This is a genomic window from Marinococcus sp. LNHM3E3-2.2, from assembly GCF_056034385.1.
Genome location: NZ_JBQLIC010000002.1, coordinates 173,444 through 191,273, shown reverse-complemented (window position 1 = coordinate 191,273; position 17,830 = coordinate 173,444). Strand labels below are relative to the sequence as shown.

Here is a 17,830-nt window from a genome sequence, read left to right as displayed (position 1 = left end):
AAGGTATAACTCTTTAAAATTTTGATTGCACATATATGTCTTAATATACATGTTAAAAATATAATAATTACATAAATAAGTTTGATTGATTTGTATAGCGCAAGGGTATATCGTTAGCTGTAAAACTATTTACCTACTTTTGACTGAATAAGGCAGGAGCAATGCTTATGAATTTATTGTCCGGAACCTATTCTATTTCTCTCATTTTTTTATCGGTGTTCATCGCCGTATTTGCTTCGTATGCTGCATTTCATATTGCCGGCCGCGTTGTACATACGAACTATGCAAATAAGCACTTATGGACTGCCGGGGGAGCAGTGTCTCTCGGGGGCGGCATCTGGTCGATGCATTTTGTGGCCATGCTCGCCTATGACATTGGCATGCCCGTTTCTTATGAACCGCTTTTTTTAACTTTAAGTATTCTGCTGGCCATACTTTCAAGCTGGGCTGCATTTGCCATTATTCAATTCACCCGGCCGCGGCTCCTTTATCACGCCGCCGGCTCCTGTCTCGTCGGAACGGGCATCATCTCTATGCATTACGTGGGCATCGAGTCAATGCAGATGCCAGCCTCCATTTCCTACAATCCCTGGCTTGTTTTCCTGTCTATTGTTATTGCTGTAGGTGCCTCCTTTACCGCTCTCCGCCTGTTTTCTTCAGTGCCGGGCAACCCAAGCCGGTCTCTCAGCCAAATCGCTTATATGAGCAGCGCAGCAATTATGGGAGCAGCCATTTCAGGTATGCATTATACAGGTATGGCAGCAGCTTCTTTTCAATCAGATGAGGGCAGTGTAACGCCTGCTGGCACCGTTGATTCGCATATGCTTTCCATTTTTATCAGTGTCAGTATTACTGCGATTATTTCTATTGCTCTTATCGCTGCTTTTTTTGACAGAAGGGTAGAATCAAGCGAAAGCCGCTATGGCCTGCTGGATGATTTGTATCAATCCATTATCCATTCGGCCAATGATGCCATTATTACGTTAGACGAATACGGAAGGATAGTAGCCTGGAATCAGGCGGCCAGAACGATCTTTGGTTACAAGGAAGCTGACATTCTTGGCTCTTACTTTACCGCTCTTGTGCCTGAAAAATATAAACAGATCTACTGGCAACGATTTGAACGTTACCAATCCTTACCTGACGGGGGGTCCTCCGGCAATACTTACGAATTGGAGGCCCTTCATGAAAACGGCATCTCTTTTCCTATAGAGCTTTCCCTTTCCGGACAGCAAAGCGGTACGCATTCTTACGTGACCGGTATCATACGGGATATTTCAGAGCGGGTCTGCTATCAAAAACGGATTGAAGAACTCATTTACCGGGACGAACTCACCCGGCTGCCCAACCGGCGAATGCTTCAGGAATATCTGGATGCCTGTCTGGACTCCGGTGCTGAAAAGGGCCCCTCCCTTGCCGTTTTGTTTATCGATTTGGACCGCTTTAAAAACATAAATGATAGGTTCGGCCATGCTACCGGGGATCTGCTGCTTAAAGAAGTGGCCGCCCGTATTAACAGCCTTCTTCAAAAAAAGGATCTTTTAGCCAGGCAGAGTGGTGATGAATTCGTTGTGGTTCTTTCTCGTGTGGAAGGCTATCAGGCAGCTCATATGGCCGAAAGTATTCTGGATGTGTTGAATGACCCGATTATTATTGACAGCTTTGAAATGTTTGTGTCTGCCTCCATCGGCATCAGTCTTTTTCCTGAAAACGGAAAAAACACTGATGCTTTGATTAAAAATGCGGACACTGCGATGTATAAATCTAAAAACAAGGGCACGCACCGTTATCGTTTTTTCACTGAAGATATGAATGAAAATGTCTCAAGAAAAATTCTGCTGGAAGCAGGGATGCGAAAAGGCATCGAGCGTAATGAATTCATTTTAGTTTACCAGCCGCAGATTGATACTCTCACTGGCGAAATTAAAGGGGTGGAAGCTTTAGTCCGTTGGGAGCATCCGGAGCTTGGATTAACTCTACCGGATGAATTTATTCCTTTAGCAGAAGAAACCGGTCTGATTATTCCCCTTGGCCGTTTTATATTAACAGAAGCATGCCGCCAGGCCAGAGCCTGGAAGAAAGAAGGCTTTTCCCTTTCCCGAATGTCCGTGAATATCTCGACTATTCAATTTCAGCAGAGCGATTTTTCTTCAACGGTGGCCGAAACACTGAAGGAAACGGGTCTCGAGCCGTCTGTGCTTGAGCTTGAACTGACAGAAAATATTATCCAGCATGCTACAGAAGCTGTCCCTGTTCTCCACCAGTTAAAAAATATCGGTGTGAAGCTTTCTCTGGATGATTTCGGTACCGGTTATTCTTCACTTGGATATTTAAAGGATTTTCCTCTTGATACGCTCAAAATTGATAAAACATTTATTCAGGGCATGAACGGCGTTTCACGTGAAACAGCTATTGTCGAAAGTATTCTACACCTTGCAGGACAATTGAATTTTCATGTTATAGCAGAGGGTATTGAAACCCCGCTGCAATTAAATCTTTTACGACAGAAAAAATGTCAGGAATACCAGGGTTATTTATACAGTCCGCCTGTTGCTGGAGATGAACTATTTAAAATGTATAAAAAAAACGACAATAGTTCATACTAAATAATCCGCGCTCTTCATGGAAGAACGCGGATTATAATCATTAAAAAGCTTGATCTATTCCCTATTTCAGTATATACTCAATAGCTTCTTTTATTTCTTTTAAAAATTCATTAACTCGGTTTATTATCTGCTTTTAACCAAAAGATTAACAGCTTCCTGGATTAGCTCTTCGCTGTCTTCCCCTTTTTCTATCTGTTCACGCACACATTCCTCGAGGTTCGCACTCACTACCAGACCGATCGCTCGATCGAGCGCTGTACGTGCAGCATTCATCTGAGAAACAAGCTCTTTACAGTCTTTTTCTTCTTCCATCATTCGAAGAACACCGCGGACCTGCCCTTCTACCCTTTTTACCCGGTTTTTCATTTGATCATTGTATTCCATGAAAGGCTCCTCCTTTCAAATAGAGTATTTATTTATACTGCCTTCATTTCTTTTCATTACCCATGCGGGTATATAAAAAATATAAACGATGCTCTCCTGTTTGTCAAATATGTATCATATGCTGCGTACCGGCAGCTGCTGCCTCCCGTGATATTTTTCAGCCTTGCAATTCCCTTCTTTCTTTTTATATGATGAGAAGACTAAACTATACAGATAGCGGTGACTATTCGTGCTAAAAGACACAGGAGAACGAATCATCCCTTCACAAATGAAGCCGACCAACGGTATGCTGCTTGAGCATCTGGCCCGCTATTATTTTGCCATGCCGTACGCAAAGGGCCGCGTGCTTGATATTGCCTGCGGGGTCGGCTATGGGGCCCAGATGACAGCTAAAGGCAAAAAACGTGAGGTAGACTATGTGCTCGGCGTCGACATTGACGCTGAAGCGATAGCATTTGCCCAAAAGCACTATTATCATCCCCAGCTTTCTTTCCAGACAGGAGATGCTCTTGATGAGAATCTCCCCCTGCAGATAGGCACGTTCGATACGATTGTTTCCTTTGAGACCCTTGAACACGTGCCCGATGACCGTATCTTTATGAAACGTATGTACGCCCTCCTCCGGCCTGGCGGTACACTCATCGTTTCTACGCCCTTCGGCCAGGGAAGGCACAAGCCCAGCAATTCTCTTTTTCATTACCATCAGTTGACGACAGAGGAATGGGAAGAGCTCTTATCAAGAGAAGACTGGCCGTGGGAGAGGCTGCAGCTGTATTACCAGCAGGGAGTCGCTTTCGAACATCCCGCCCGTTCCGGTGTTCACTACCCTCTTGGCATCGCTGTATGTATTAAACCAGAGGCATAAATACAGCAAGATCCCGTGCCTATTCCGGCCGGGATCTTTTTCTGAGTTCGTTTCTTTCACGCAGTATTGCCAGCTCTGTCACGAGCTTTTTCTGGTCGTCATACGAAAGATTTCTTTCCAGCATTGCCTGAATTTCTGCAAAACGTTTTTTGTCCTCATCATTCAAATAGCGAAGCTCTTCTTCCATGAAGGCCTTCCTTTCATGTACAGGATAAAATATTATTCTGTGCCGGTACTGACAATCTGCTTAGCCTGAATGATGACAGTAAGCGTCCGGAGCCACCGTATCACGGTAAAGGCTACTATTCCCGTGAACAAAGAAAGCATAAAAAAGGCAAAATTCACCGCCATGCCCGGCAGGTTCAAATCAGTTATCACCAAAAGCAGAAATACTATAAACAAAAGAGCACTTACTGCAGCTGTAATCCCCCACCTCCGGCACTTTTTCCGGTACTCCTCCAAAAAATAAAGCGTCCAGTGGTCCTGAAAGGACGAAGCATCTTTCTCCCCTTCAAATATGTGGAGTACCGGGGAGGAACACAGAAGTGTCCATTCATCCTCAGAAATTTTCCGCAATCCCTGATAATCTTTCGACATGATGAACTGGTATTCCTTTTCTTCTTCCCTTACTTCCGACAAAGAATAGCCGAGCAGAGAGCAGTCCTGCACCTGCCATCCTTTTTGGCGCTGCTCCTTCAAACGGCTTTTTTCTTTATCGTAGGTAGTGAAAGGCATAAAAGAAAATAAAAATTTGGTTTCTCTTCGCAAGTAACTATACACCTCCTATATATGGAATATACACGGATAGAAATTAATAGGAATAAATGATGAAAGGCAGTAAACGACGGGGGAATAATCGAATTATACGAAGTATATACCTTTATGCTACCATGAGCCGCCTACTGTCACAAACACTCTACCCGGGCTCCACTTCAGCCCTCGCCCCCTCTGCCGCTCTTTCCATGAGCCTGAGAAGCGTTTGTTTTTCTTCCTCTGTAAACTCTTTTGTCATAATGTCTGTCCATTCCCGCATCGCTTCTGAAATCTCTTCTTCTATTTTCCAGGCCGCTTCAGAAAGAAAAACGATCTTTTCCCTCCGGTCCGAAACGCTCTCTTTCCGGTAAAGATATCCTTTTTCTTCGAGGCGTTTTATAGCGCGCGTAATTGTAGCTTTATCCATCACTATCTGCCTGGTAATGTACTCCTGAGGTACATTTTCCTGAGCGTATAACGTTAAAAGTACAAGCACTTCTGTATTCCCTAAACCAAAATGATTGAATCGTTTATCAATATATTGATGAGTGTAACGCTGAATAACAGCTGCCCATTTTCCCACAGAATAAACAGTCATACTATTTCTCCTCCTCCGGAGCTTTACGTTTCCCGAAAGCTTTAAACAGAAACACCATCGCTGCCACTACAAGAGCCGTGAGGCCGGAAAAGGCGTATATGAACTGATTGGTACCGACCGAACTGCCCGCCAGACGGCCGACAACATCCAGCACGAGCGGCGACATAAACTGCCCGAAATACATAAAGCTCTGCACTACCGCCATTGCTAAAGACATCTGGGCAGCGCTCGACACCTTCGTCACACGGTCAAAAATCAACGGAATAACTGTACCAAGCCCGATACCAATCAAAACGATCCCTATTGTGATCAATACTGCCTGTCCGCCAAAAGCGATAAGAACGAACCCGAGACCAGTTACAGCCAGCTGTAAAGGGACTGTCCATCTGCCCAGCCGGCTAGTGATGCTGCCAAGCATCGAGCCTGCGGCAAAGCCTCCTACGTTTAAAGAAGCAATCATCACCCCGGCCAGGGAAGCAGAAGCAATATTGCTCTCCTGCAGAAAGATTGCCATGTTCGTCGGAATGGAATAAAAGAATAAGAAGACAATAAACATACCGCCGGCAAGAGCAAAAATAGGCTTTTCCACTCCCCTCGATGAGCTGTCTTCTGACACCGATGCCGCTTCCGGCTTTTGTTTCGGAAGAAAAAGGAAGACAAGCACCAGCACCAGCAGGGCCAGGCCGTAAACTACAAATGTCAGCCTCCATAAGATACTTGCCAGTATGCCCGCAAGCACGATGGAGATAATACCGCCCAGCTGATTGGAGGCACTCACTCTTCCCATCATGACAGTTTTTTCTTTACCTTCGTAAAAATCTGGAATCAGACTCGTCGATATGGGCATGATCAATCCGACGGCAATACCGAGCACCGCTCTTGAAACGAGCAGCAGCCAAAGCGTTGGAGCAAAAGCCCCTCCCAGACCTCCAACGACATAAAGAATGAGTCCGGCTGTTAAAACAGATTTTTTGGACACTCGTTTCGTGAGCCGGCTTGATATAAAAGTAAATGGAATGATGAACAATGCGTGCAGGGTATTAATTAATTTAATCGAGGTTTCATTGGCATCCGGAAAAGCTTCAGAAATGGAACCGAGCGCCGGAGAAATAGCAGCTCCTGCCATAACGGTGATCAGCGAAATGGATAGTATAGCCAGCTTTTGAGACAACTTGATTACTCCTTTGTCTATATTTTACTCTACCCACCATATAAATAATTAGTTGCTCGTGCAACTAATACGCCTGGCCATGTTCTTTTGTTACTAAAAAAAGCAGGCGGCTGCCTGCTTTTACGTGCTTCCGTTATAAAATAAAATCGAAGCAATCATAACCATATAGCCGATCACGACTACAAGCGACGGCATCATGTAGGTGAACGCATTTTTGGTCCGGTCCCTTTTCACTATAATCATTACAAGAGCCGTGAGCACAAATCCGGCTACAGCGACCACTGTTGTCTGGTTGCTCGTATCTACCCATATGCTGCCCCCACGGTAAAATACGTCACCGATGGCTGTCACAAGCACATTGAAGATATTACTTCCAAGAATCGTGCCGATCGCCATATTCACATTAGCCAGCCGAAGTGCTACAAATACGCTGACGGCGTCAGGGAGGGAAGTAGCGGTTGCGACAAGAATACTGCCGACTGCCGTAGCGCTGATGCCTGTAGTGCTCGACATCAGGTCCCCGGATATAGAAAGGGCACTTCCGGATACAAAGATGATCGCAGCAAATGTGATAAATTTAATAACAGTGCGCCGGATATTTACATTCTGGTCCGGCGAAGCTTGTTTGCCCTCATCTGCAGTGTCGTTCTGCTTTTTAGATATATAAAGCATCCCGCCGGTGTAAATAGCAACAACCAGCAGACTGATCACACTTACCCCAAAAAAGGAGAGCGGGTAATGAAGTATCAGCCCGCCAGCTGTGACCACACAGAGCAGAAGAGCAATAACAGCCGTATAGAGATGGTCGTCTGATACTTTAAGAAACAACCGTTTGTTCCGGAAGTAAATATCCAGCAAAAACAAAAAGAAAATATTAAAAATAATACTTCCAAGTCCATTGCCTACAGCAATATCGGCATTGCCGATCACACTTGCCGAGATGGTTGCGGTTAATTCAGGAAGAGAGGTAGCAACGGCAAGCAGAATAGTGCCCGCCAGCAGCCCGCCAATCTTCGTATTTCTGCTGATAATATCTGCATAGCCTGACAATTTCACAGCTGAAAACACTGAAACTGCGGCAGAAAGTATAAATGCAACAATTGATAGCGTAGCGGTAATAAAGCATTGACTCCTTCCGTCTGTTCACGACCAATAACCTGGAACCTTAAATATTTAAGAACTCTTTCCCGTTTTACCCTCTCGAGTATAACAATAACCTTCTTTTCCTCTTTTTAATGAGAGAGGCTTCAGAGTTTTAAATGCTTTAAGCTTTGGAGCAACTAAAAAGTCTCCGCCAGCAGACGGAGACTGAAAGCACAGAAAACTATAATCAATTCGACGTTTCACGTGGAACTTACAAGCGCTTTTTCAGCAACTTTTAACGCCACCGCTCATACTGGCTGTACAGGCTTTCTTTCTCTATTAAACGCCTTTGCAGACTTGGTGCTGGACAAAGCTGATTGTACCGGCGGACTTTTTTATTGATTTTACCGATTTCTTTTTTTATACGGCGATCAGAATTTGCTTCATCCGTCTGCTGCTTCAGCACCCGCCCGAGATCCTCCCGGATTTCCCGCTGCAGCCGGACCCACGAAGGCACAAATCCGTTTCGCTTTAAAAGAGTGTCAAAGGTGTCGCTTTGCAGATACTCCTTTGTCAGCGGCCTGCCGCGTCCCGGCAGATTGTCAAAGCCACCCTTTTTTTCGTGCTCCCGAATCAATTCACCAACAGGGTCGCGGTACGTTAGTCCTTCTTTTTCCCCGGCGAGTCTCTCGTTGTAATCCTTCGATAACGCCATTCGTTCTGCTCCTTTGTTTTTATGATGTTTTCATTTTAACAAACAGAACATACGGGGTGTTTCTAAAGGCTTTCCCATGTTTCCTCCGCCTCTTCCATGAGACGCTTAATCATGGCACCTGCCGGCTCCTGTACGCTCAGACGTGTGCCCTGACCGCTCCAGAGAGACATAAATGCAGGCTCGTTTTGTCTGGCCGCTTCTTTTCGAATCGGCTGTGTTAGCATATTTTGAATGGGGTACGGCGGCCAATTGTGCTCAAGCGCCTCCATCCATATCATCATTTTATTCGTAATTCCTCTAGCCGGCTTGCCGCTGAATATGGAAGTAACAGCGGTGTCCGTTTCTTTACTCATTAATACCGCGTCCTGATGGGGCTGCGGGGCGCCGCTTTCCCTGCTTGTTAAAAAAGCAGTGCCCATCTGCACTGCTCCCGCACCGAGGGCATGCGCAGCCAAAATACCGCGTCCATCCATAATTCCCCCAGCTGCAATTACAGGAATGTTGACCCCGTCCACCACCTGAGGCACTAAGGCCATTGTTCCGATCATCGCCTTCCCAAAGGATTCTGCAAAGGTCCCACGGTGCCCGCCGGCTTCACTTCCCTGGGCCACGACCGCATCCATCCCTGCCTGTTCATTTTGAACGGCTTCTTCAACTGTGGTGGCAGTACCGATCAAAAAGACGCCGTGGGCCTTCAACCGCTCAATCTGTGCAGCAGGAGGAATGCCGAAGGTAAAACTGCAAACCGCAATTTCTTCTTCTATCATAATTTCGAGCTGTTCTTCAAAGAAAGAAGACAGCTTTTCAGGCATTGCTTGAGGCTCCGATTTTAATTCTTTATGAATCAGGGAGAGCTTTTCATTGGCTGCCTGAACATCTTCAGCGATCACTTCCGGAGTTTCCGGCACGAAAACATTTACCGCAAACGGGCCCGACGTCTGCTTTTTCACAAGCCGAACAGCAGAGCGAAGGTTCTCTGCAGTCATATATCCGGCTCCTATAGTCCCAAGCCCGCCTGCTTTTGTGACTTCTGCTACTAATTCCGGAGTGGTGACCCCGCCGGCCATTCCGGCTTGAATAATGGGCTGTTCGATACGAAGACGCATAAGTAATTCAGGTCGTACCGCCATATGTGCTCTCTCCTTTACTACAATGTTTAATACAATTAATTGGAAATGTATTTATTATAGCATGACACATATTATATATAGTTCATTTGAACTAATTCTAAAGTTTTACATGCATTTTTTGCAAATAAAAAAGCAGGGATGTTTGTCCGCTGCCTTTTATAAGATATGCCGGAATTGCTTTGCTCTTTCTTCGAGGCCTCTCGCTGCTGCGCCAATATGTTCGAATTCTTTTACAGCCTCCCTAATATGCTCCTGGCTGTTTTCCATTCCTTTTTGGGAACGGATCGTGCCCTCACTGATCTTACTCACTTCCCCAGTGATCCCCTCGACGTGACTGTTTACCTCCTGGATGGAGGAATGGGCTCTAGTCGCCAGCTTCCGTACTTCATCTGCCACTACCGTAAATCCCCGGCCGTGCTCCCCGGCTCTTGCAGCTTCAATCGCTGCGTTTAAAGCTAGCATATTCGTTTGGTCAGCAATTTCGCGGATCGTTTTTACGATCCCCCTGATAGAATCCGCCTGCTGCTCCAATGACTCCAGAATTGCAAGATTGTTATTCGCCTCCTGCACTACCTGCCGGGAGTTTTCAGTAATCTCACGACTTTTTGTCATGCCGTCCTCCGCCCTCTTTAACAGCTCCTCAGACATGTTCTGCACAGAATCTGACACCTTTGTCATTTCATCTTCCCGGAGGGTAATATCTGTCGCTGCTTTCAACACCGCATGGACATTCCCCGCGTCATCAAGCACCGGCATGTACGTAGCTTCAAGCCTTACCAGCTTACCGCTTCGCGTCATCCGCTGTATTTTATCCTGAAAGGATTTTCCCGCGCGAAGATCCTGCCAAAATCTTTCATAATTCCGGCTTGAGGCAAAATCCGGGGTGCAGAACTGCCGGTGATGCATTCCTGCCATATCTTCTTCATGGTACTCCATCACTGCAGCAAAATTGTGGTTTGCCCACAGCACCCGTCCATTGAGATCGAACTCAATGATAGCGAGCGACTGTTCCAGCGCACGTAAAACCTGGGACGTGTCTAATACCTGATCGTTATTTTTTGTTTTTTGCATGGTGAATACCTCTCTAGTTCTTTTTTATTATATATCATTAATACTTTATACCCAATAAACTATTTTAAAAACACTTTTCCGAATACATATTTATAAAAAAGACTCAATTATTTACAAACAATAAAAAAGACCTATTTTATAAGGTCTTTTTTCGAGTACATGCATGTCTGATTACGACCCTGGTTTTTTGCCTGATACAAAGCGTCGTCTGCCTGCTTAAACAGCTCTCTTTCCTCTACAGCTGTCTCAGGAAATATTGAAACCCCGGTCGACACAGTAATATACAATGTCTGATGATCCGTGAGGAAAGGATATTTTTCCACCCGCTCTCTTATTCGTTCAGCGATATCGACTGCTTTGGACGCTGCACAATTGGACAATATAACCGTAAATTCTTCTCCGCCTTTGCGGTACACAGAATCCTCCGGCCGGACCATTTCAAGAAGCACGGTGCCAAGCTGCCTTAAAATATCATCTCCAGCTGCATGGCCGTAACGGTCATTAATGTCTTTAAAATGATCGATATCGATAATGAGCAATGAGACTGCCTGCTTCATTTTTGAAGCCTGTTCGAGTTTTTTTGTTAACGAATACGCAAAGCTTCTCGGATTATCAAGCCCCGTAAGTGGGTCTTTTAAAGACTCTGCCCGGTACTTATGAAGCAGCTGATTGGAATAAGTCAGCCGCTTTACCATATATACTGCTGCAAACGCTCCGGCAAACGACACAAACCAATAGCTGAGCACCACTTCCATGTAAAGATTCACAGTATTCAGCTGGTATATCATAATAATGAGAAAGTAAATGTTGGAGCATAGAAGCATATAGAATGCTGCAAGCCACGGATTCCGTACCATCCGGGCGATAAAAATAGACACCGCCGTGCTGAAAATAATCATGCTGAGCGGATACAAAACAATCACCCCTCCACCGATTGCAAGACGGGAAAAGGAAATAATGACCGCAGCTGTTACTGCAGGCAACCATCCACCAAATAAAGCACTAACCATAATTGGAATATGACGCAGGTCGAGCAGGGTATATTCGTTAACCCTGATTCCAAATCCGATTAACACCATGCCGAGCACGCCAAACAATACGCCGGTAAACATCCTCATTGGAATGGAGGTTACACGTGAAAAGGAATGCTCCCGGAACACCTGGTAATAAAAAAAAAGGAATGTCACTAAAATGGTTAAATTAACAAAAAGTTGGCTAAACACCACGGCCTCCTCCCACCATTCAGGCCCCAGTCTGCGCCTCAGCGCTCCGCGGCTCCATCTTTTTTATACAGAACCTTGCACCAGTTATGGATAGGCGGTCTTCTTCGCCTTTTATCCGTTCCTCTGGTACACTTTTTACTGTACCGTCCAGACTGTTAACTACTAAAGGAGAATCAAAAATGAGTAAACGAGTAGAGATTATGCATGCTGCCGCCCGCATCATTCGCAGGGATGGCTTTAACCGCCTAACTCTGCACGCTGTGGCAGATGAAGCGGAAGTGAGTAAAGGCGGTCTGCTTTATCATTTTCCAAATAAAGAACGGCTCGTATATGAAATGAATGCTTATGCGCTTGCCCGGTTTCATGAATTAATTGAAGAAAAACAAAGCTCTGGCGGAAGCTATATTAAAGCTTATGCGGAAGCAACGCTCGAAGAGCTTCGATCGGGAAGCAATTTTTTAATAAATGCGAGTCTGCTTGCCACCCTTGCTGATCACAAAGAGGTGCTCGATCTTTGGAAGGAATACAATGAACGCTGGCAGGCACTTTTTGCTTACGATGCTTTTCAAGCTGATGAAGCCTCGATGATCCGGCTGTTAAGTGACGGCATCTGGTTTTCACATATTTTTGAAATTAATACCATGCCCCTTGCGCAGGCTGAGCGTCTGCTTCAAAACCTTTTGAGACGCTTTGACGAAGGAGAAATGTAATGGTTTATGTGCTCATTATTATCTCTGTCGTATGCGAAGTATTCGCTTCTTCCATGCTCAAGCTTTCGTATGGTTTTACCAGGCTGCTTCCATCTATTGGCTTTGCAGCCGGCATGGGTATTGCTTTTTACCTGCTCGCTCTCGTTCTTCAAACTCTTCCGCTCGGTGTCGTTTATGCTACATGGAGCGGCCTTGGCACCATTTTGACTACCTGCATCGGCGTTTTTTACTTTAGGGAAAAGATGAATCAAACGAATACTTTAGGTATTGTCTGTCTGGTAATTGGTATTCTTTTGATGAATTTAGGATGAAAGGAAGGAATAATGTATGCGTGCTGTTCTTTTATTATTTGCTGCGATTTTATTTGAGGTTATTGCTTCTACATCCTTGAAGCTTTCCGAAGGTTTTACCAACCTTATTCCCTCTCTGGCCGTTTTTATAGCATTTATCGCGGCTTTTTTCTTCCTGAGCCTCGCCTTAAAATCGATCCCGTTATCTGTTGCTTATGCTGTATGGGCAGGTCTTGGCACTGCCTTAACAGCCGTAGCAGGCATTTTGCTTTTTCAGGAGTCATTTGGATGGATGAAGGCTGCCGGCTTAATTTTGGTCATTTCGGGGCTTATTCTTCTTCATGTGAAAAATAGCCGCCGGGCGAAAAAAAGCAGATATTTCCCCCGTGCCCGGCATGCTTAAGCTCCCGCCGGTTTTTAAGCCCGAAGCCTCTATAAAATATGGCTGTATGGGCTTTTTTTCACATATTTTTTCACATATTTTTAAAAAATGCGTTTATTTCCGACATTTATAAGGTAAAATTACCATAGAATACCAGAAGCCAGTGGTTTACCACATAAGCTTTTGCCGAATACATGAAAGAAAAGAAGGGACGAATAATGATGAAAAAATGGATAACAGGAAGCAGCGCCGGTTTTTTAGCTCTCGGTGTAATCGCAATACCCGCCCAGGCAGAAGAGATGAATGCAGGGGACGTTCTGCAGCAGTCAAATGAAACTATGGCTGAGCTCGACAGCTACTCTGCCACCACCGAAATTTCACAGGAAATTACAAATGCCGCTGGCGAAGGGGAAACAATAACAAACAGCTCCACATCGGAACAGGATATTACGATGGACCCTTTCGCTCTCCACCAGACAACTAATACGGTCGATCCGGTCAGCGGTGAAGAAGTGTCCACAGAAATGTACTGGACAGAAGACGGTTACTATGTAGAAATGCCGGATGGCAGCTGGACAATGATGCCCGGAGACATGATGGGTGGCATGGAAGAGATGACCACAAATCCAGGCATGCATATGGGAGCTTCAGAGTCCTTTGCTGACGAGATGGATGTAGAAGAGACCGAGAACTCCTACGTGCTCACATACGAAGGAAGCGGTGAAGAGATAGAAGAAGCAGCCAGTAAAATGATGCAGTCGGATATGGGAAGCGGCATGGCTGATGAGGAAATGATGGAAGAGACCTGGAGTATGATTAATATTCAGGACGTATCCATGAGTTTGACCGTAGATAAGGAAACGCATTACATGACAGCGAGCACCATTAATCTGGATGCTTCCTATGAGATGGAAGAAATCACAACAGACATGAACCTGACAGCTGATTCCACCTATTCCAACTTCAACAGCGTCGGTGATATTACTGTGCCGGAGGAAGTCATGAATGAAGCTGTACCGATGGATGAAATGGAAGGCATGGACGGAATGAACGGCATGGAAGAGATGCCTGAAGAAGGCATGTCTGAGGATGGTGCCTCAATGGAAGAAGGCGCTGAAGGCGGAGAAATGCCTGAAACAGCAAGCACCGATCCGGCCTATATGGCTGGAGGCCTGGCCCTTGCAGGCCTGGCCGGCGGAGCTCTGCTTTGGACAAGACGCCGCCAGCAGGCATAATAACCTTTCGAGCGCGCAGCCTTCACCTCTTGGGTGAAGGTTGTTTTTTTCTCCATGGACCATGTATTATGGAAATAATAGTAATGCCTATTGCAGTCTGTTATGTCCTTTTACTGGAGTGAGCCTATATGGAAAAAGTATTTATTGCAATGATTATTATCGGGCTGAGTATTACCGGATATTTCGGATACCAGTGGTTTGATGCCAGAGCAGGCGTAGATAAAATTTCCACCAACGAAGAAGACGTTATCACTGATTCTACGAATGAATCAGCGGAAGCCCCGGACGATAATAACTCCGAAGAGCAGGATGATTCCTCCAGCGTGGAAGCTGCTGGGGAACCAGGAGCCTATACGCTTCCTGAAGGAAACAATACAGACACGACACCTAACGAAGATTCCTCCGACAACAGCAGAGATTCGGCGGTGATGAGCGATGAAATAGAGCAATGGGATAAAGGTGAAAATGTAGCCAAATTAAAAATTCCGGAGCTTGGCAACTCTTATTCCGTCTATTGGGGTACAGATGATACATCGCTTGATCAGGGCGTTGGTATGTATGTCAGTGAATGGACAACCACTCCGGACGAGTCACGCCACACGGTGCTCAGCGGTCACCGGGACACGGTTTTCACCGGGCTTGACGAACTTGAAGACGGGGACTCTCTTATCGTCGAGTATGAAAACACCCAGTACGTGTACCGGCTGCAGAAAACATGGGTGACGGACGCAGAGGACCGCTCTGTCATTGTCGACAAAGACGAGCCAACCCTTACGCTCACCACCTGCTATCCTTTTGACTATATCGGCAGTGCTCCTGATCGTTACATTGTAGAAGCAGAACTTGAACAGACGAACAGTCTTTAAGCACCTAAAACGGCTCCGCCAGCCAGCGGAGCCGTTTTTCATTTTTCCGGCAGGGTTTCAAATTTGTGTTCCCCTCTTGCTATAATAAAAATTAATTGTTACTATTCCGATATCGGATTTCGATATCGGAATCCGAAAGGATGATCGATCATGGAAGATAAAACGCTTCGCAAGCTTTTTTTAGGCTTCATTCACATTCACATTCTGCACCATGCCTCCGAGCATCCCGTATACGGGCAATGGATGCTTGAGGAACTGCAGGAACACGGCTATTCAATGAGTGCGGGCACTCTTTACCCTATTCTCCATGCTATGGAAAATGACGGCCTTTTACACAAAGAAAATAAAAACGTGAACGGAAAAATCCGTAAATATTATACCACCACAGATAAAGGAGCCGGCATTTTGCAGGAAGCCCGCGCAAAAGCTTATGAATTGTTTAAAGAAATCAAGTAAGGATAGGAGAGAACGCCATGGGAAAAACATTGGGCCGAAAATGGCTGGAAATATTTTTGATTTCCACCCGGCTGGGGCTGACCTCTTTCGGCGGTCCTATCGCCCATTTAGGCTATTTTCATGAAGAATACGTACGGCGCAGAAAGTGGCTCGACGAGCAGAGCTATGCGGACCTGGTTGCCTTATGTCAGTTTCTCCCCGGCCCCGCCAGCAGTCAGGTCGGCATAGGAATAGGCATTGTGCGCGGCGGTCTCGTTGGAGGGTTTATTTCATTTCTGGGGTTCACACTTCCTTCCGTTATTGCTTTAGTGATCTTCGCCCTCGCACTTGAGGGCCTCGACGTCAGCGATGCCGGCTGGCTCCAGGGACTGAAAATTGTCGCTGTGGCAGTCGTTGCCCATGCGATATGGGGCATGGCCCAGAAGCTCACGCCTGATCTTCAGCGGCGCACCATCGCCCTGCTCGCCATGAGCGGTACCCTTTTATGGCAGACCTCACTTGCACAGGTACTCGTCATACTGGCAGCAGGCGGAGCCGGCTGGGTGCTGTACCGCTCGGTCCAGGAGGCAGATAATTCGGAGGTCATCGAAACCGTTTCGCGCAAAACAGGTGCTTTCTGCCTGATACTCTTTTTTGTTCTGCTCGCTCTACTTCCGCTTGTGCGGGAATGGACCGGCTCCACCTTCGTAGCTATGTTTGACAGCTTCTACCGGGCCGGGTCACTTGTATTCGGCGGCGGCCACGTTGTGCTTCCTCTGCTGGAAAGGGAGTTTGTTCCGACCGGATGGATGAGTGAAGAGACGTTTCTTGCAGGCTACGGGGCAGCCCAGGCCGTACCGGGACCTTTATTCACCTTTGCTTCTTACCTGGGCACGGTCCTGTCCGGCTGGCAGGGAGCACTGGTCGCTTCTGCAGGCATTTTTTTACCGGCTTTCCTTTTAATTATCGGAGCGCTGCCGTTTTGGTCCCTGCTCCGTAAAAACACTCATATGAAAGGCGTGTTGACCGGTGTAAATGCTGCTGTTGTAGGTATCCTTTTGGCTGCCTTTTATAATCCAATCTGGACCTCATCCATTACGTCCTCCCTTGATTTTATACTAGCTGCTTTTCTATTCACGATGCTTGCCTTCTGGAAGCTTCCGCCGTGGGTAATCGTTTTCAGCGGTGCAGCCGCAGGCGCTGTTCTTTTATAGAACAGCGCCTTTTTTACTGTCCTATGCCGCCTCTTCTCCTCTGGAGGCTGTACGAAACCGCCAGAAAATGGGATACTGGTACCAGAAAAATTGAAATCATCAGGAACCAGAAAGGAAGGATGTGGATGGCCAATCAGTTCGCCGGAACGCTGCGCAGTGCGTGGATGCTTGTTCGTGCCATTGCCGTTATATCCTCAAGCATCGCTACGATTATCTCTACCATGCTGCCGCTTTTTTTATATTCGTCTTTCCCTGCTTCTTATTTAACAGCCATTTTTATTCTCCTGGCCATTGGCGCTTTTCTTATTCATGGTCTTCTCACTCATGCTTTTAATGATTATGCTGACTATCTTTCAGGCACGGATGAACACAGCCCTGCTATTCTTTCCGGCGGGAGCCGCGTTCTACAGACCAACGCCATGTCGCTAAAATCATTATGGCTGGTGGGAAAATGGCTCGCTATCGCACTGATTGTGGCCGCCGTGCTTTGTTTTATCTTTGGCTACTTTAAAGTAGGCGTGCTTCTTCTTATAGGCATCTGGGCTGCGGCTTCTTATTCCCTTCCGCCGCTCAGCCTCAGCTACAAGCCATTTCTCGGAGAATGGCTGAGCCTGTTTCCATCCATATTTTCACTCGGTCTCGGAGGAGCATGGCTGGCGCTTGGAAACATTCCGGAATGGGCCTGGCAGAACGCCTTTATCAATGCTATGATCTGTCTGGCCTGGGTGATGGTCCACCACATCCCGGACCGGGAAGCGGATATGCAGGCCTCTCCCGAAAAGCGCACTACTGTAGTCTGGTTCACCCGTAAATTTGGTTCATCCTACGCTCATATGCCTGCTGTATGTTATTTAGTGATTTCGGGGCTTACTATTTTTTGGCTCGGCAGTGACCGCCTGTGGGCGGCAGCAGGGCTGGCCGTACTTATGGCTATATCTTTTATTCTTGTCAGCCGAATGGATAACTCCAACCCCGAGCACGTATCAGCTGTAGAGAAAAGCCTTTTGCTGGTTGCTATGCTAAGTGCCGTATGGCTCGGCATTTTTATTTAAACCGGTGGTGCAGCGATGCAGGAAAGAGAATTTATTGTTTTCTCTTT

Annotated in this window: 20 protein-coding genes; 10 read left to right on the top strand and 10 right to left on the bottom strand. The window is 46.3% G+C overall.

What is annotated here, in order from left to right; all coding sequences use genetic code 11:
- Nucleotides 1–167 precede the first annotated feature (167 nt).
- A complete protein-coding gene (locus ACTRXF_RS03540; protein WP_474277783.1) occupies nt 168–2,606 on the top strand; it encodes an EAL domain-containing protein in 2,439 nt (812 codons plus the stop codon).
- A gap of 123 nt (nt 2,607–2,729) precedes the next feature.
- Here ACTRXF_RS03540 and ACTRXF_RS03535 read toward each other — a convergent pair whose 3' ends face one another.
- Nucleotides 2,730–2,990 carry a metal-sensitive transcriptional regulator gene (locus ACTRXF_RS03535; protein WP_474261296.1) on the bottom strand — a complete coding sequence of 87 codons (261 nt, stop codon included), beginning with the start codon at nt 2,988–2,990 and terminating at the stop codon, nt 2,730–2,732.
- 229 nt (nt 2,991–3,219) lie between these two features.
- Here ACTRXF_RS03535 and ACTRXF_RS03530 point away from each other — a divergent pair, with 229 nt between their 5' ends.
- Nucleotides 3,220–3,855 (top strand): class I SAM-dependent methyltransferase, encoded by a 636-nt coding sequence (locus tag ACTRXF_RS03530; RefSeq protein ID WP_474277781.1) that lies wholly within the window; start codon nt 3,220–3,222, stop codon nt 3,853–3,855.
- A 19-nt stretch (nt 3,856–3,874) separates the two neighbouring features.
- Here the strand turns inward: ACTRXF_RS03530 and ACTRXF_RS03525 are convergent, their stop codons facing one another.
- The 9 genes from ACTRXF_RS03525 to ACTRXF_RS03485 form a co-directional block, all read right to left on the bottom strand.
- Nucleotides 3,875–4,042, bottom strand: coding sequence for a hypothetical protein (locus ACTRXF_RS03525; protein WP_474277779.1), 168 nt, complete (start codon nt 4,040–4,042; stop codon nt 3,875–3,877).
- Between the two features lie 32 nt (nt 4,043–4,074).
- The gene (locus ACTRXF_RS03520; protein WP_474277777.1) at nt 4,075–4,623 is read right to left on the bottom strand and encodes a DUF2812 domain-containing protein; all 549 of its coding nucleotides are present in this window, start codon (nt 4,621–4,623) and stop codon (nt 4,075–4,077) included.
- Nucleotides 4,624–4,771: 148 nt separating this feature from the next.
- Complete coding sequence (locus ACTRXF_RS03515; RefSeq protein WP_474261292.1) at nt 4,772–5,206, bottom strand: MarR family winged helix-turn-helix transcriptional regulator; 435 nt, start codon at nt 5,204–5,206, stop codon at nt 4,772–4,774.
- 1 nt (nt 5,207) lies between these two features.
- A complete protein-coding gene (locus ACTRXF_RS03510) occupies nt 5,208–6,377 on the bottom strand; it encodes an MFS transporter (protein WP_474277775.1) in 1,170 nt (389 codons plus the stop codon).
- A gap of 120 nt (nt 6,378–6,497) precedes the next feature.
- The gene (locus ACTRXF_RS03505; RefSeq protein ID WP_474261396.1) at nt 6,498–7,478 is read right to left on the bottom strand and encodes a sodium:calcium antiporter; all 981 of its coding nucleotides are present in this window, start codon (nt 7,476–7,478) and stop codon (nt 6,498–6,500) included.
- Between the two features lie 277 nt (nt 7,479–7,755).
- A complete protein-coding gene (locus tag ACTRXF_RS03500) occupies nt 7,756–8,175 on the bottom strand; it encodes a DnaJ family domain-containing protein (RefSeq protein WP_474277773.1) in 420 nt (139 codons plus the stop codon).
- 62 nt (nt 8,176–8,237) lie between these two features.
- The gene (locus ACTRXF_RS03495) at nt 8,238–9,305 is read right to left on the bottom strand and encodes an NAD(P)H-dependent flavin oxidoreductase (RefSeq protein WP_474277771.1); all 1,068 of its coding nucleotides are present in this window, start codon (nt 9,303–9,305) and stop codon (nt 8,238–8,240) included.
- Nucleotides 9,306–9,461: 156 nt separating this feature from the next.
- Nucleotides 9,462–10,376, bottom strand: coding sequence for a methyl-accepting chemotaxis protein (locus tag ACTRXF_RS03490; RefSeq protein WP_474277769.1), 915 nt, complete (start codon nt 10,374–10,376; stop codon nt 9,462–9,464).
- Nucleotides 10,377–10,507: 131 nt separating this feature from the next.
- The gene (locus ACTRXF_RS03485; RefSeq protein ID WP_474277767.1) at nt 10,508–11,599 is read right to left on the bottom strand and encodes a GGDEF domain-containing protein; all 1,092 of its coding nucleotides are present in this window, start codon (nt 11,597–11,599) and stop codon (nt 10,508–10,510) included.
- A 179-nt stretch (nt 11,600–11,778) separates the two neighbouring features.
- Between ACTRXF_RS03485 and ACTRXF_RS03480 the strand changes: the two genes are divergently transcribed.
- From ACTRXF_RS03480 to ACTRXF_RS03445, 8 genes are all read left to right on the top strand, one after another.
- The gene (locus ACTRXF_RS03480; protein WP_474277765.1) at nt 11,779–12,309 is read left to right on the top strand and encodes a TetR/AcrR family transcriptional regulator; all 531 of its coding nucleotides are present in this window, start codon (nt 11,779–11,781) and stop codon (nt 12,307–12,309) included.
- A complete protein-coding gene (locus ACTRXF_RS03475; RefSeq protein ID WP_474261285.1) occupies nt 12,309–12,620 on the top strand; it encodes a DMT family transporter in 312 nt (103 codons plus the stop codon). The genes ACTRXF_RS03480 and ACTRXF_RS03475 overlap by 1 nt, the downstream gene beginning before the upstream one ends.
- A gap of 16 nt (nt 12,621–12,636) precedes the next feature.
- Complete coding sequence (locus tag ACTRXF_RS03470) at nt 12,637–13,002, top strand: DMT family transporter (RefSeq protein WP_474277763.1); 366 nt, start codon at nt 12,637–12,639, stop codon at nt 13,000–13,002.
- Nucleotides 13,003–13,202: 200 nt separating this feature from the next.
- Nucleotides 13,203–14,216, top strand: a complete 1,014-nt coding sequence (locus ACTRXF_RS03465; RefSeq protein WP_474277761.1) for a DUF6612 family protein — start codon at nt 13,203–13,205, stop codon at nt 14,214–14,216.
- 128 nt (nt 14,217–14,344) lie between these two features.
- Nucleotides 14,345–15,082: a class D sortase gene (locus ACTRXF_RS03460; protein ID WP_474261282.1), complete on the top strand. Its 738-nt coding sequence runs from the start codon at nt 14,345–14,347 to the stop codon at nt 15,080–15,082.
- A 150-nt stretch (nt 15,083–15,232) separates the two neighbouring features.
- Nucleotides 15,233–15,538 carry a PadR family transcriptional regulator gene (locus ACTRXF_RS03455; protein ID WP_091615351.1) on the top strand — a complete coding sequence of 102 codons (306 nt, stop codon included), beginning with the start codon at nt 15,233–15,235 and terminating at the stop codon, nt 15,536–15,538.
- A gap of 17 nt (nt 15,539–15,555) precedes the next feature.
- Nucleotides 15,556–16,731 (top strand): chromate efflux transporter, encoded by a 1,176-nt coding sequence (gene chrA / locus ACTRXF_RS03450; protein WP_474261281.1) that lies wholly within the window; start codon nt 15,556–15,558, stop codon nt 16,729–16,731.
- A gap of 125 nt (nt 16,732–16,856) precedes the next feature.
- A complete protein-coding gene (locus ACTRXF_RS03445; RefSeq protein ID WP_474261280.1) occupies nt 16,857–17,783 on the top strand; it encodes a prenyltransferase in 927 nt (308 codons plus the stop codon).
- The last annotated feature ends 47 nt before the right edge of the window (nt 17,784–17,830 follow it).

Excerpts from the sequence above, each read along its gene's own strand:
- ACTRXF_RS03540 (WP_474277783.1), top strand. The coding sequence starts at position 168 with ATGAATTTATTGTCCGGAACCTATTCTATTTCTCTCATTTTTTTATCG.
- ACTRXF_RS03535 (WP_474261296.1), bottom strand. The coding sequence starts at position 2,990 with ATGGAATACAATGATCAAATGAAAAACCGGGTAAAAAGGGTAGAAGGG.
- ACTRXF_RS03525 (WP_474277779.1), bottom strand. The coding sequence starts at position 4,042 with ATGGAAGAAGAGCTTCGCTATTTGAATGATGAGGACAAAAAACGTTTT.
- ACTRXF_RS03515 (WP_474261292.1), bottom strand. The coding sequence starts at position 5,206 with ATGACTGTTTATTCTGTGGGAAAATGGGCAGCTGTTATTCAGCGTTAC.
- ACTRXF_RS03500 (WP_474277773.1), bottom strand. The coding sequence starts at position 8,175 with ATGGCGTTATCGAAGGATTACAACGAGAGACTCGCCGGGGAAAAAGAA.
- ACTRXF_RS03495 (WP_474277771.1), bottom strand. The coding sequence starts at position 9,305 with ATGGCGGTACGACCTGAATTACTTATGCGTCTTCGTATCGAACAGCCC.
- ACTRXF_RS03490 (WP_474277769.1), bottom strand. The coding sequence starts at position 10,376 with ATGCAAAAAACAAAAAATAACGATCAGGTATTAGACACGTCCCAGGTT.
- ACTRXF_RS03480 (WP_474277765.1), top strand. The coding sequence starts at position 11,779 with ATGAGTAAACGAGTAGAGATTATGCATGCTGCCGCCCGCATCATTCGC.
- ACTRXF_RS03475 (WP_474261285.1), top strand. The coding sequence starts at position 12,309 with ATGGTTTATGTGCTCATTATTATCTCTGTCGTATGCGAAGTATTCGCT.
- ACTRXF_RS03470 (WP_474277763.1), top strand. The coding sequence starts at position 12,637 with ATGCGTGCTGTTCTTTTATTATTTGCTGCGATTTTATTTGAGGTTATT.
- ACTRXF_RS03465 (WP_474277761.1), top strand. The coding sequence starts at position 13,203 with ATGAAAAAATGGATAACAGGAAGCAGCGCCGGTTTTTTAGCTCTCGGT.
- ACTRXF_RS03460 (WP_474261282.1), top strand. The coding sequence starts at position 14,345 with ATGGAAAAAGTATTTATTGCAATGATTATTATCGGGCTGAGTATTACC.
- ACTRXF_RS03455 (WP_091615351.1), top strand. The coding sequence starts at position 15,233 with ATGGAAGATAAAACGCTTCGCAAGCTTTTTTTAGGCTTCATTCACATT.
- chrA (WP_474261281.1), top strand. The coding sequence starts at position 15,556 with ATGGGAAAAACATTGGGCCGAAAATGGCTGGAAATATTTTTGATTTCC.
- ACTRXF_RS03445 (WP_474261280.1), top strand. The coding sequence starts at position 16,857 with ATGGCCAATCAGTTCGCCGGAACGCTGCGCAGTGCGTGGATGCTTGTT.